Consider the following 13,676-nt stretch of genomic DNA (forward strand, 5'->3'; position numbering starts at 1 on the left):
AAGACATTGACGATCAACCATTGACCTATAGCATAGAAATAGAAAACGAGGAGGTAATAGATTTCACAAGTAGTTCCACCAATCATTTTACTTTTACCCCAAAGTCTATTGGCAGTAGTGCAGTTACAATTACAGCTTCCGATCAATATTCCGAAATAACTCAAACATTTGAAATTACGGTTGTAAATCGATTACCTCATATCATGAGTAATATAGCCTCTCAAGAGTTGCATTTAACTGACTTAGGTTTACAAGTTGATATAGATACGGTCTTTGAAGACATTGACGATCAACCATTGACCTATAGCATAGAAATAGAAAACGAGGAGGTAATAGATTTCACAAGTAGTTCCTCCAATCATTTTACTTTCACTCCAAAGTCCATTGGCAGTAGTGCAGTTACGATTACAGCTTCTGATCAATATTCAGAAGTTTCTCAAGCATTTGAAATTACGGTTGTAAATCGATCACCTCAATTGATGAGTAATATAGCATCTCAAGAGTTGTATTTAACTGACTCAGGTTTCCAAGTTGATATAGATACGGTCTTTAAAGACATTGATGGTCATTTATTGACCTATAGCATAGCAATCGAAAACGAGGAGGTAGTAGATTTCATAAGTAGCTCCTCCAATCATTTTATTTTCACCCCAAAATCAATTGGCAGTAGTGCAGTTACGATTACGGCTTCCGACCAATATTCCGAAATAACTCAGACATTTGATATTACGGTTGTAAATCGATTATCTCACGTGATGAGTAATATAGGATCTCAAGAGTTGTATTTAACTGACTTAGGTTTCCAAGTTGATTTAGATACTGTCTTTGAAGATATTGATGGTCATTCATTGACCTATAGCATAGAAATAGAAAACGAAGAAGTAGTAGATTTCACAAGTAGTTCCTCTAATCATTTAACTTTCTCCCCGAAATCTATTGGCAATAGTATAGTTACGATTACGGCTTCCGACCAATATTCCGAAATAACTCAAACATTTGAAATTATGGTTGTAAATCGAGAACCTAATATCATGAGTAATATAGCATCTCAAGAGTTGCATTTAACTGACTTAGGCTTCCAAGTTGATTTAGATACTCTCTTTGAAGATATTGACGATCATTCATTGACCTATAGCATAGAAATAGAAAACGAAGAGGTAGTAGATTTCACAAATAGTTACTCAAGTCATTTTATTTTTACCCCGAAATCTATTGGCAGTAGTACAGTTACAATTACAGCTTCCGATCAATATTCAGAAGTTTCTCAAGCATTTGAGCTAACGGTACTTAATAAAATACCTTATTTGATCAATACTTTGGAAGACAAAGAATATTACTTATCTGACCGTCAATTTAAATTGTTCCTAGATGATTATTTTAAAGATGATGACTATCACACCTTATCATATGAAGTAAATTCTGATAACAATGCATTTATTTATTTTTCTTTAAGCAATGATGAATTAGTTATTCAATTTAATGAAAGTGGAGAAGGGATTGTTTCGATTGAAGCGATGGATAGTTTTGGAGGAAGTCTTGAATCAAGTTTCAAACTTACTGTTTTAGAAGATACAATTACCGCTTTGTCTGCCATTGAATTAACAGAAGCACATCTCTACCCTAATCCTGTAAAAGATGTTCTACATATAATGACCACTCAGTATATAGATACTCAATCAATCAAATTATTTGATGGGGCAGGAAGAGAAATGACCAATCTCAATATAAATCATACTATCACTTCTAAAGGAAATAATTATACTATAGCAACCAATAATTTTTCAAGTGGAATATATTTCATAAGAATAGAAACTACCGAATTTAGTTCCTTTTCTTCTAAATTTATAATTAAATAGCTTTATAGTACAATTGTATTATTTAGAGAATCGTTATTTAAGTAAAGTTCCATTGATTTAATTTTTTAAGTGCTTGATATTCAATTCTATTATGTTTAAATTGAAGGATTGTATGGTAAATCAGATTATTAGATGTATACACTAACTCAAGTACTTACCACTCATTAAATTTAAATATATTACTATCACATTTGACCCTTCTAAATAACGCAAAAATGAAAAGAATCAATAAACGATCATTTTATTACAAGTATTCTGCACTGCAAAAATTTATATTATCAGTGCCAGTTATCAGTTTGGTTTTTCTACTAGTGTACCCTCTTTCTTTTGAAGAGGCCAAATTAGCTAATCTTATTTTATTCTCTTTTAGTGGATTGAGTCTTCTGTTGGTGATCAACAAAAGAAACTATTTGAAATGGGATTTAAATGAGGTTGAGATTAAAGTGAAAGGAACTCCTAAAACCATCATCCAGAAAGAGACTATTGATGAATTTTCCATCAATGATACCACTTTCACTATCACACTTTACGACGGAAAACAACACATTTTTGACTTAAAAGGATTAAAAACGAATGAATTAGAACTGTTTTTTAGAACTTTTAAAGATGCAATCAACGAATCAGAAAAAACAGAAATTCTCTTTCACAATTATAATAAAATGTCTCTCATCTATAGAGATGATCAGTAAATTTATTATGATGAAAAAAAAAAGACCTCTCTAAAATTTTTTAGCAGAGGTCTTTTTATTAAAAACGATGTAGTATATAAGTAAAACGAAATAAGGAGTTTGGATAATGTTTTGTAGTTGTATAAAGAATAGATGCTTTCGATTTGTATTATGTTACAGCAAAGATAACATGGCGGATTTAAATAAAATATCTTTTTATTTTTAACAATTGCTAAGTAACTTTCAAGTCAAATGTTACATTCATTTAGTGTTGATCATAATGGTATTAAACTTTCCACAAACAAGATTTTTTTTATTCATTTCATTATTAATCTCAACTACTGTTTTTGGTACTACACCAAAAGAAAATGTAGATCAATATGTCAAAGAAAACTATCCTAAACGTTTTTCTACGATTGAAAAATTTGCCAATAGGGTAAAAACGGATTTTAAAACCAAAGAAGAACAGGCTAGGGCTATTTATTGTTGGATGGCTTATAATATAAGTTATGATGTTAAAGGTTTGAATGAACAAAAGGTATTTAAATATTCTTACAACAATGAAGCACAAAAATTAGCCATCGAAAAACAGATTTTTAAAGAAATTGCTGAGGATGCTTTAAAAGATAAGAGTGCTATTTGTGATGGATATTCAAAACTATACAAAGCCGTTTGTGATGAATTAGGTATTGAATGTGAAATTGTAGAAGGTTTCTCCAGAGTATATTTATCTGATTTAACACGAAAATTTCAGAATCCGGATCATGCTTGGAATGCCATTAAAATTGATGATAAATGGTTTTTAGTCGATGTCACTTGGGGGGCAGGGTATCTAGATCAATCCATGAAATTCGTTTGGGAATATGAACCTCTTTATTTCAAGGGGAGTCCTGAGGTTTTTTTTAGAAATCATTATCCTTCAGATAAAAAGTGGTTATTTATGGATAAAACATTGACAGATTTTACCAATCAACCCCTCTATTATCTTACTTCTATCACAAAAGAAACAGAAGTTTTAGCACCATTAACCTCATTTATAAATCAAAAAGAACCGATTGAAATACTGATTAAAACAAAGCTAGAGGAGAAGAATTTTAATTATGCTTTTGATACAGAACCTTATCTACAAAACTTTAAAATGAAGTATCAAAACGACCATTTATCTTTATTAGTTAGTCCACCAAAACGCAAAAGTAAATACTTGACCATTTATTATAATGGGAGTGGTATTATCACTTATAAGTGTAAGTAATCTTCCACTAAAAATTCTTAAAGGTAACAAACTGTCTTCGTTAACATTACTTTGAAAGCTTATTTATTGTTATGACTTAAATAACAATAAATGAGCTTTTTAGTTTTAATACTTTTTCTCTTGACTTTCTTGTAATACGTTAATGCCTTCTCAAATTATATTAATCTACTGTTTTGTGAATAATAAACCGGGAATATTTACCTGTTAAAAGCAAAACACTTAATACAAAATGAGAAAACTAATAATGCTATGTTTAATGGTCTACTACAACCCATTATTCGCACAAAACTTTCAAGAAGATTACAATAATCAAGAACATCATCAAAGGAGTGAAATGTTTAAGAGGGACATCAAAAAGTCTACCTTCATTCCAAAGGGACAATGGCTGGTTGGTACCACTTTTAAATATAAAGAAAGTGAAACTGACAATTATAAGTTTTTGATGATGGAAGATTGGACAGGAAATGGTTATAATTTTGATGTGAGCCCATTTGTCGCCTATTTTCTAAGGGATGATTTTGCAGTTGGAGCTAGATTTACATATAACAGAAGCTTTTCTAAAGTAGATGATATGACCATTAAGTTGGATGATGATATCTCATTTACGATCCAAGGTCAAGAACAAATATCTCATACTTTCTATTCAACCATTTTTATGAGACATTACCTCAGTTTGGGGAATAGTAAGCGATTTGCATTATTTAATGAAGTCGGAATTTCGTATGGTTATGGACAATCAAAAGATATGGTTCATGGAGAAACTCCAGCAGACAATAAGGGTACTTACTCTGTAATCAATGAGTTTAACATAGGTGTATCCCCAGGAATGGTTGCTTTCATCAATGATAATGTGGCTTTAGAAGTAATGATAGGTATAATGGGCTTCTCCAATAAATGGGTTCAACAAACCGAAAACCAAGTAGAGGAAGGTTGGAGAAGAACGAGTAGTGCCAATTTCAACATTGATATTTTTTCACTTAACATAGGACTAGCCTTTTACATTTAATCATGAAAATTCTAAAACTCATTATCCTACTATCGGCATTGATCATTAATGTGTCATGTATTGAAAATGACTTACCTTATCCAAAAGTATTAGGTGAAATTTTATATCTAAAAATGAGTGATCAAGTAGGGGAGACTGTTATTTCACCTGCTGATCAAAATGCCAAAGTGTATGTCAATGGTTACAGTGACTTATCCAATTTAACGATTGATTCATTAGTGATTACTGAAAATGCGACGATTTCACCAAATCCAGATTCTGTAACTGATTTTACCTCTGATGTTGAATTTACGATTACTACATATCAAGATTATGATTGGACAGTGACCGTAGAAAAAGAGATGCCTGAAGTGGAGATTACAAAATTTGAAGTTGAAGGACAACGATCTTCTATCATTGATCATGGTAATCAGTTGATTACGGTAATTATGCCTGTAGAATACGATCTTTGTAATCTAAACATTACAAGTTTTGAATATGCACCTAAAGAACATTCGTTATCTCCTGATTATACAACAGTTCATGAATTGTGTGATACAGTATCTTTCTTCTTTTCTGAAATGTTAGAATGGAAGGTTATCGCACAACATGAATCATCAATGTTTACTTCATTTACCATTGAAGATCAAATCTCTTCAACGTTAAATTTTGATCAAAATACGATTGATGTTTTGATGCCATCTACTGCTGACCTTTCCAATTTACGGATTACTTCTTTTCATTACCTCCCGGAAAATAGTACATTAACTCCAGGAGATGAGGTTACAGATTTTTCATCACCTGTAACCTATGAATTTGAAGATGGGACACTTTGGGTAGTCAACGTAACCAAAGAAGCTTTTGAGGGTGAACAAGTGCCATTTAGTAATTTCGCAACTTGGTTTTTAAATGGGAATTCAGAAAATAGAGGCTATTATTTACCCGGTAATGATATGTCAACTCCATGGAGAAGTGGAGATAAAGGTGCAGCAGAAGTAATTTTTCCTGCATTTTTACATACTGTTTTTCCTTATCCTAACACAATGTCTCCATCAGGAGGTACTTTAGAAACGAAATCAGTTTTAGGGAAACTTGCCTCAGGATCTTTATTTACGGGTGAAATACACGGTTCTGGGATTGATAATGTAGTAACGGATTTTGGTGTACCATTTACAAGTAGACCAAAGCGTTTTAAAACTACATATACATACGAACCCAAACCATATAGTGGTACAATGGACGAATGTGATATCTATGTAATTCTTCAAGTAAGAGAAGGTAGTGGTGACCAAGAAAAAAGGTATAGACTTGCAACTGCTTGGTACAGATCTGACGAAGAGGTAAAGTCTTTTAAAGAACTTTCCATGGATTTAACTTATGGTGAATTATCAGGAGTTCCTGCTTTTATGTTACCTTCAGAAGGAAACAAAGAGATGACAGAACATGGTTTTTATCACGATAAAGAGGCTAATCCAACTCATATAATTGTGGTTTTTGCATCGAGTGCATACGGTGCTAGTTTTGTTGGAGGTGTAGGCAGTAAAATGGTTACGCAGGGAATAGAATTGGAGTACTGATCAACAAAATAACCTCAAATGGCCAAATAGTATCATTATAGTTTTCTATTCTACTATTTGGCCTTTTTTATGCTTTCTTCGATTGAAATTCATAAATTATATATAGAGTAAGAATCACTAAAATAATTTTAAGAATTAAAGATTTTTTATAATTTTGATAGTTATTCATGACAAAAGTCGAAGTATTCTCATTGTAGATTTTACTTCGGGACTTTTATAAAAGCCTATATCAATCTCCTCTTCAATATGAAGAATACACTTCAATTAGCATTTACTTTTTGTCTTTTTTTTATAGCCACTATTAACGTAGTAGAGGCACAAGTTTATAGTGTTCAAAACGCTTTACACACAGGTATTGAAGGTGTTTTTATTAGAGATGAACACGGAGAAAGTACAGTTACTGATCAACAAGGAAACTTTGAATTATTTGGTAAAGGGAAGAGGCTTACTTTTTCTCATGTCAACTTTAAGACAGTCACTGTTAGCAGAGATCACATCAATCGTTACTTTGTCATTTATCTTGATGAAAAAATTATTTCATTAGATGAAATTGTGGTGGGAGCAAATAAATGGGAAGAAAAATCAAATGAAAATCCTCAACAAGTTCGAAGTATCAAAAGTGCAGCGATTGCCAATGATATGCCACGTACCACTGCTGATCTAATCGGAAATACAGGAGAAGTATTCATTCAGAAAAGTCAAATGGGTGGAGGTAGTCCAATGATCAGAGGTTTTGCGGCCAATCAAATTTTATTAGTAGTAGATGGTGTGAGGATGAACAACGCAATTTATAGAAGTGGTAATCTTCAAAATATATTAAGTGTAGACCCCAATAGTGTAGAAAATGCAGAAATTGTTTTTGGACCAGGAAGTGTTATTTATGGAAGTGATGCTTTAGGTGGCGTCATTGATTTTCACACTAGAACACCAAAACTTAGTGAGAATGAATTCGTGACTTTACATGGTGATGCTGCTATCCGTTTAGCTTCTGCAACAGGTGAAGGTACGGGTGCTATACATTTGGATGCCGGAAATAACAAATGGTCTTGGCATGGAGGATTTACTTATTCTTCTTTTGAGGATTTGACCTCTGGGAAAAGGTATAAGTCAAATAGTGATCGTTTTGGTCAAAGGAAGTTTGTGGTAATGACGAAAAATGGTGTAGATCAGATTCAGTCAAATTTACATGAACTTGAAAAGCAAAGTCCAACAGGTTATGAACAAGTTAGTACTCAGCAAAAAGTAAGATTCAAACCGAATGAGTTTGTAGATATTCAGTATTCTTTTTTGTTTACGAATACTTCTAATGTTCCTAGGTACGATCGGTTGACAGAATTAAACCCTATGAAAAATGATGAAGGTGAAAATATTAATGTCACTTCAGAGGATATAATTAGTGTTGACAATAATCTTTTGGAAACCAATTTTGGATCTACAACCCCAAAGTTCGCACAATGGTATTATGGACCACAACTATGGATGTTGAATGCTTTAAAATTGAAACTTTCAAAGCCAAATCGGTTGTACAATGATTTTAAGTTGACATTATCCCAACAATTTGTAAAAGAAGACCGTCATAACAGAAAGTTCAATGATGAGATAAGAAATAATGATTATGTTGACGTTAATATATGGGGACTCAACCTTGATTTACTCAAGAAATTAAATGATCAATTCGAATTAGCATATGGATTTGAAGGAACTACGAATAAAGTAAATGCGAAAGCAGAAACATACAATATTCTAACAGGTGCTAAAAATAGTGCTTTACCAAGGTATGCAGGTGGTGGGAGTAATTATTCAACTTTAGGCCTTTACGGGGTCGGGAAATACCGTATCAACAAGAAGCTGATTGCATCTTTGGGGTTAAGGTACTCTCATACATTTATCAATTCCGATTATACCGATCAAGCTTCAGAACAATTAAACTTACCCTATGATCATTTTAACTACGATGTTGGTTCTTTAACGGGAAGTATTGGACTAACGTATCAAAATGAAGATTGGTTATTTAAAACGCAGTTAGCAAAAGGTTTCAAGGCCCCTAACATTGATGATATTGGAAAAGTATATAACCCTTCAAAAGATGATTTAGTAGTACCAAACTCAGATTTAAAACCTACAGATGTTTACACTATTGATGCAACTGTTGAAAAAAGATGGGATGATATTTTTCAAGTTGGATTAACAGGATTTTACTCTAGGTTGCATAATGCTATGGTTCGTGGGCCTTATCAATTCAATGGACAAGATTCAATTGTTATTGATGGTGATAAATATGCAGTTTTCGCACTTCAAAATACAGGTAAGGCAAGAATTGCGGGTGTCTCACTTCAACTTAAAGCAAATTTAAGTAGTCACCTTACCTTACAAGGTTCTTATACTTATACTGTTGGTGAAGATGAAGTTACTGGAGATCGTCTACGACATGTTCCGCCTGATTTTGGTAAACTAGAAATAATTTATTCTAGAAATCGTTGGCAAATTGGATTAAATACCTTTTATAGCGGAGGAATTGAATTTCAGGATTTAGCACCTTCAGAACAAGAAAAACCTTACCTCTATGCTCATGAGGGAGCATTATCATGGTGGACTTTAAATTTTCAAAGTAGTATTCGTTTAAGGGACTTTGCAGAGTTACATTTTAATGTTGATAATATCTTTGATCAAAGTTATAGAACTTATAGTTCGGGAATTAATGCCCCCGGTAGAAACGTTACCTTTGGTATGAGAGGATTCTTCTAAAGTGATTTTTAATTGCTGAAATTCACCCTTTTCAACCCTTTAAAAGATAAATTTCCTTGTATAATCATTGTATAAATTTAAGATTTGATCAATTTTGTAATCAATGTTATGAGATTGATTTATGTTTTTAATAACTTATTAGTAAGCTGGATTTTATAATCTATTTATTCAAAGTAAAAATTAAAACCATTAATCAATCCACCATGTACAGATTGCTTATTTTACTAGGTATGTCAATTTATTTAATTGGCTGTAGTACCTCTACTTCAAGTCCGTCTAAAGATTCTGAATTATCAGGAGAAAATAAAAAAACGAATATATTGGTTCTCATTGGAGATGATATAGCTTTTGGAGACCTAGGTGTTTATGGATCAGAAATCAAAACTCCCAATTTCAATCGGTTAGCAAAAGCAGGAGTACGTTTCTCAAATTTTCACTCCTCACCAGTCTGTTCGGTGACACGTTCAATGTTAATGACAGGTTGTAATAATATTGAAGTAGGTTTGGGGTCTTTTGATTATTCTTTCTACCCAGATTCAAAAGGAAAACCAGGCTATGAAGGTTATTTGACAGAAAATGCTGTAACGATTTCTCAACTTTTTAACGACGAAGGGTATGATGTCATAAAAGTAGGAAAGTGGCATTTAGGAGGAGAAGAAGCTGGAGGCTACGGTCCTTCACATTGGGGCTTTAATAAAGAATTTGGAATTTTATCAGGTGGATCAAATCACTGGAATAACCTCAGAATGACACCCATCTTTTCTGATCCTGATTTTATGAATAAAAAATTTGAAGAGCATTGGACTTTGAATGGTGAAAAATATGATAGACCAGATGGTGTTTATTCAGGTGAATTATATACCAATCAACTTTTGAAATTTATAAAAGAATCCGATGCAGAAGGAAAACCTTGGTTTACTTGGATGGCATTTACAACCGCACATTTTCCAATTCAGGCACCACCAGAGTTAATTGATAAGCATTACAAATTTTATTTAGAGAAAGGGTACGAAGGATTGAAAAAGTACCGTTATAAAAGTTTGAAAAAACAAGGGCTAATTTCTCATTCTGCTACAGAGGCTCCAGAAAATGACCTTGTTAAGAAATGGAATGATTTGAGTGAGGAGGAGAAGAAATATCAAGCAAGAGTTTTTGCTACTTATGCAGCTGAAATTGAAGATCAAGATAATCGAATTGGTCAAATCTTAGACTATTTGAAAGAATCTGGACAGTTAGAAAATACGATGATTGTTTATTTATCTGATAATGGTCCAGAAGGAATGGAAGCAGAAAATCCAAACACCGGTAATGAAGTTTTTGGTCAATGGATTGCCCAAAATTATGACACTAGTTTTGAAGCCATAGGAACAGCCAATTCTTGTAATTATATCGGTACCGCTTGGGCCAATGCTGCTACAGGTGGTTTATCATGGTGGAAATGGTTCATTGGTGAGGGAGGTATAAGAGTACCTATGATGATCGTTCCTCCAGGAGCAATGACCGAAAAATATGAAAGAGCAGGAGAAATCAGTAATGTGGTTTTTTCAGTAAAAGACTTACCCATGACGATCCTAGATTATGCCGGAATTAAACATCCTGGTAGTACATACAAAGGAAAAACGGTTACTGCACCTAGTGGAATTTCTGCAAGATCTTTTTTAGAAGGAAAGTCGGATATTGTGAGGTCTGAGGATGACTGGTATGCTTTTGAGCTTTTCGGAAATGCTTATTTGATGAAAGGGAATTATAAATTGATGAAGGTCAGAAAAGGAATGTTTGGAGATGGAGAGTGGCACCTTTACGATGTGGTGAAAGATCCTTCTGAAAGAGTATTTTTAGAAAAACAAATGCCAGAAAGATTTAAAGAAATGATGAGCCTCTACAAAGCCTATGAACTCAAACATAATTTAGTTCAGGTTGATGAGGGTTGGAATGCTTTCCAAGCTGCTAGTGAAGCAAATTAAGTCTCTAATAATAGCGGTAATTCTAAAGTACAGAATTGCCGCTATTTTTATGAATTATAAATGAGAACTAAAATCTACATATTCAAATCCTGTCTTGTCAATGTAAAAATGCTTTGTAGTCATTCTTTTTCCATTTTCAGATTTTAAAACTTTTGCAAAACCATCACTAAAAGTAGAGATGAAGTCATACCTTGGTTGAACAAGCACTTTTAAATTATGATCTAAAACGCCGTAAAAAGGACTATTTAATTTGGAGAAAACAAGTAGACCTTCTTTGCCTTCTTTTAAACTATCAATTTTAATTGTACTTGATAATTTAGCATATGTTTTATTATCGTGAAACTGATAAAGACCGTTACTATTTTTAAAGGCAAGCGGTGTATTTTCACTAACAAATCCATCCACATAATCATCAAATGGAATTTTTATATCACCATTGTATTCCGAAAAACAAACTTTCTCATCCCAACTTTTTAGGATAAAGCCCTTTTCATTTTGCCCTAAAAAATGCTGAATAGGTACAGTTGCGAGCGTTAGTTTTCCCGATTTATTAATGATACCATTAGGAGAATCCATCACATAAACATGTTCATAATTACTAGCAATATAGTTGTCACCATATAAATGTGTTCTACGGGCATGAGAGAAGCCATATTTAAAATCATGTGCTTCAATAAATTGAGCTGGAATACTCATAATGCCTGAATGATTAATGTAACCCCCTTTTCCATGTACTACATTTTTGACAACAAGTGCCAAACCTTCTGAATAATCACCAACTTTTCCATATTGAATTGTCACAACTACTTGGCCGAGCGTATTGATGAAGCCATACCACATGTCTCCATTTTCACCCCAATGTTTTTTTTGATTGTTTTCACCTAAGCCTCTTTTAGTGAATTTCACATCCTTTGAGAGTACACCAATATTTAGGGTTTTGTAGTTTTCGACCCTAAAATTGTATGTGGTGGGATCTTTTAATAAACCAACAGCTGCTTTGCCTTCCGAAAAAGTACCAATATAATCGTATTTAAAAGGTACTACCACTTGCCCTTTTTGATTAATTACACCAAACTTTTTATTCTTAACAACGGCTAACAACCCTTCAGAAAAATGTGGTGGTTCTTCGTATATGGTAGTATAAGCACCAATTTTTACGACTTCATTTCCATCTTTATCAATAAAACCAAACTCGCCCCCTTTCTCAACATAGGCTAGATTGCCATCAAATAGCTCAGCATGATCAAACTGAATGGGGATGACAAGCTTTTTAGTAGTGGAGGACATATACCCATATTTTCCTGATTTAAGATAAGGAACTAGGGATTCTTGTGCGAAAAGTAAATTGGCAAACAGTAATACAATAGAAAAAGTACAAAAAGTTTTCATCACTTCATTTGTAGGCTAAAAAATAAAAAATGTCATCAAATGTAATAAAATTATATGTATTTCATAATGCTATCATTGTAAATAATACCTTTAAAATAAGTGTCTTAAGCTGTTTTTTCACCATAACAGTGTTATTTCTTATGATCTCAAGTAAAGCTAGTTTGTAATAGTCATGTAATGATTGAAGTGTGTACTTTATTATACATTTTTGAGTTGTCACCTTTTGTAATTTGGATTTTTTTTAATTCTAAACGAAAAGTGTGAAGTTTGTTTCAAGAAAAATTCACAAGAAACAGAAAGAATTTTGTAGAATCATCATTTAATTAAATAGCCTCTAAAAGAACATTTTTATAAAGTGTTCTTTTTTTTATTTATCCTACTTATAAAAATAATTATTGGTAGAAAGGTAACAGACTTTTGACTTACTAGTGGCTGATGAAATTCTTAAAGAGAGAAGATAATTAGTTTTTGATAGCAAATTGTTGTCGTTGATAATTAGATACTAAAATCAGTAGTCGTTAATATTTAAATTAAAAAAGGAATTGAGTACTATTAGACTAACAAAATTCTAAGGAAAGGTAGATAAAAGCTTTTTATTTTGGGGGATATTTTTTTTAAGAAATGAGTTTTTATGTTCAGTTTTTGAATAGTCTCGAACCAAAGTTTTAAGTAATAAAATAAGATCTTAAAGTTGATAAACAATATTTTATACAGTTATCGTCTAGTTATTTTATTTGAAAGTATAGTGAAATTTAACGATTCGAGAAGGTTATGCAGTATAAGTAAATTTGGGGGTATACAGTTTTTGTCTAGTCAGAAAAATTGATTTAAATTTTTGAACCATTCATATTTGATAACGTAGATATTACACTTGTGGTGGGCGTTTAACAGAACTGGTGAACGTGAAACCAAACATCATAAGTGTTTATTTACAAACTTTCCTTCAAAAAAATGAGCCTACCATGAAGACGGGAATCTTAACTGTGGTAGACTCTAAAATTGAAATTTTGTTCAACTTCTAACTGCAATATGAATGAATTATTATTAAATCTCTAATCTAGACTAGATTTTTTCTAGTCTAATACAGTCTTCATGTCTTTACAGCTATGAGTCATGGAGAAAGCAAGCTTATTACGTGTCAATTAGCAGTTTATAATAGAAAATAAGAATTATTAGTTGTACTTTTTTTATAAAACTCTTCATTCGAATCCCGAGGTGTAGCTTGTGGGTTATGCTCTTC

General features: G+C 32.4%; 8 protein-coding genes. 7 read left to right on the plus strand and 1 reads right to left on the minus strand.

The genetic code is table 11. The features are described 5' to 3' along the window. The 7 genes from IC221_RS08125 to IC221_RS08155 all read left to right on the plus strand — a co-directional run. Window positions 1–1,856 (plus strand): T9SS type A sorting domain-containing protein (locus tag IC221_RS08125; RefSeq protein WP_188168480.1); only part of this gene is annotated, 1,856 nt, incomplete at its 5' end. A gap of 215 nt (window positions 1,857–2,071) precedes the next feature. After that, window positions 2,072–2,545, plus strand: a complete 474-nt coding sequence (locus IC221_RS08130) for a hypothetical protein (RefSeq protein WP_188168481.1) — start codon at window positions 2,072–2,074, stop codon at window positions 2,543–2,545. A gap of 259 nt (window positions 2,546–2,804) precedes the next feature. Next, a complete protein-coding gene (locus IC221_RS08135; RefSeq protein ID WP_188168482.1) occupies window positions 2,805–3,776 on the plus strand; it encodes a transglutaminase domain-containing protein in 972 nt (323 codons plus the stop codon). A gap of 229 nt (window positions 3,777–4,005) precedes the next feature. Beyond that, the gene (locus IC221_RS08140; RefSeq protein WP_188168483.1) at window positions 4,006–4,782 is read left to right on the plus strand and encodes a hypothetical protein; all 777 of its coding nucleotides are present in this window, start codon (window positions 4,006–4,008) and stop codon (window positions 4,780–4,782) included. A gap of 2 nt (window positions 4,783–4,784) precedes the next feature. After that, on the plus strand, window positions 4,785–6,338 hold the full coding sequence (locus IC221_RS08145) for a PCMD domain-containing protein (protein ID WP_188168484.1): 1,554 nt from the start codon (window positions 4,785–4,787) through the stop codon (window positions 6,336–6,338). A 246-nt stretch (window positions 6,339–6,584) separates the two neighbouring features. Continuing rightward, window positions 6,585–9,083 carry a TonB-dependent receptor gene (locus IC221_RS08150; RefSeq protein ID WP_188168485.1) on the plus strand — a complete coding sequence of 833 codons (2,499 nt, stop codon included), beginning with the start codon at window positions 6,585–6,587 and terminating at the stop codon, window positions 9,081–9,083. Between the two features lie 203 nt (window positions 9,084–9,286). After that, the gene (locus tag IC221_RS08155; protein WP_188168486.1) at window positions 9,287–11,047 is read left to right on the plus strand and encodes an arylsulfatase; all 1,761 of its coding nucleotides are present in this window, start codon (window positions 9,287–9,289) and stop codon (window positions 11,045–11,047) included. Between the two features lie 54 nt (window positions 11,048–11,101). On the opposite strand, the gene IC221_RS08160 is transcribed toward IC221_RS08155, so the two are convergent. Continuing rightward, window positions 11,102–12,436, minus strand: coding sequence for a WG repeat-containing protein (locus tag IC221_RS08160; RefSeq protein ID WP_188168487.1), 1,335 nt, complete (start codon window positions 12,434–12,436; stop codon window positions 11,102–11,104). Between the last annotated feature and the right edge of the window lie 1,240 nt (window positions 12,437–13,676).

The organism is Flammeovirga sp. EKP202 (genome assembly GCF_014534745.1).
In the GTDB taxonomy this organism is placed as follows: Bacteria; Bacteroidota; Bacteroidia; order Cytophagales; family Flammeovirgaceae; genus Flammeovirga.